This window comes from Ensifer adhaerens, from assembly GCF_002940685.1.
GTDB lineage: Bacteria > Pseudomonadota > Alphaproteobacteria > Rhizobiales > Rhizobiaceae > Ensifer > Ensifer adhaerens_E.
Map to the genome: position 1 here is coordinate 1 of NZ_PNFP01000052.1, position 1386 is coordinate 1386.

Annotated in this window: 1 protein-coding gene; it reads left to right on the forward strand. The window is 65.5% G+C overall.

Going from position 1 to position 1386, the window contains the following annotated elements; all coding sequences use genetic code 11:
• The first annotated feature begins 157 nt into the window (after positions 1-157).
• A complete protein-coding gene (locus C1A35_RS35565) occupies positions 158-1357 on the forward strand; it encodes an IS256 family transposase (protein ID WP_104668909.1) in 1200 nt (399 codons plus the stop codon).
• Positions 1358-1386: the final 29 nt, after the last annotated feature.

The window sequence follows — 1386 nt, forward strand, 5'->3', positions numbered from 1 at the left end:
GGTCGCGTCCCCACAAGTGGTGTAGCTGGGCGGTAGCGAAGCCGCTCGCGAGCGCGCCCTCGACAGCGCCGTAGCGAGCGAGCGGCGTAGCGGTGGTCATCGAAGTTCCCCGGTAGGGTCGGGTTGCTGACACCAACCTGATTCGAAGGAACCATCGATGACCGACGACATGATGAACCTGCGCGCGCTCGTGGAGAAGACCCCGGATTGCGATCTCCTGCGCGAGATGATCGGCTTCGCCGCCGAGCGCCTGATGGAGCTTGAGGTGGGGGCCGCCACCGGCGCCGCCTTTGGCGAGAAGACCCCGCTGCGGCTGGCCCAGCGCAACGGCTACCGCGAGCGCGACTGGGAGACGCGAGCCGGCACGGTCGAGCTGCGCATTCCGAAGCTGAGGAAAGGCTCCTACTTCCCCTCGTTCCTGGAGCCGCGGCGCATGGCCGAGAAGGCGCTGACGGCGGTCATCCAGGAAGCCTACGTGCAGGGCATCTCGACCCGCTCGGTCGACGACCTGGTTAAGGCGATGGGCATGAGCGGTATTTCGAAGAGTCAGGTCAGCCGTCTGTGCGAGGAGATCGACGGCAAGGTCAAAGCGTTCCTCGAAAGGCCGATCGAAGGCGACTGGCCGTATCTGTGGATCGATGCCACTTACCTGAAGGTCCGCCGCGGCGGTCGCATCGTCTCGGTCGCCGTGATCATCGCCGTCGGCGTCAACTCAGACGGCCGGCGCGAGGTGCTGGGCATGGAGATCGGCACCTCCGAGGCCGAGCCGATCTGGACCGAGTTCCTGCGCAAGCTGACCCGGCGCGGACTGCGCGGCGTCAAGCTCGTCGTCTCCGATGCGCACGAAGGCCTCAAGGCGGCCGTCACCAAGGTTCTCAGCGCGACATGGCAACGTTGCCGGGTTCATTTCATGCGCAATGTGCTGGCGCATGCCGGCAAGAGCGGCCGCCGTGTCGTGTCCGCCTTCATCGCTACCGCCTTCGCCCAGGAGACGTCGCAAGCCGCGAGCACACAATGGCGCGCCGTCGCCGACCAGATCCGGCCGAAGGTGCCCAAGCTCGCCGCCATCATGGATGACGCCGAGCCCGACGTGCTGGCCTACATGACCTTCCCCAGGGAGCATCGCGCCAAGCTGCACTCGACAAATCCGATCGAGCGGCTCAACGGTGAGATCAAGCGGCGCACCGAGGTCGTCGGCATCTTCCCCAATGATGACGCCATTGTCCGTCTTGTCGGCGCGCTCCTGCTCGAACAGAACGATGAATGGGCCGTCCAGCGCGCCAGATACATGACTCTGGAAACCATCAGCCAGATGAGCGATGATCCGCTCATCAGCCTGCCAGCCGTGGCGCGCTGATCATCCCGGTCCATGCCGGAGAGCACGGC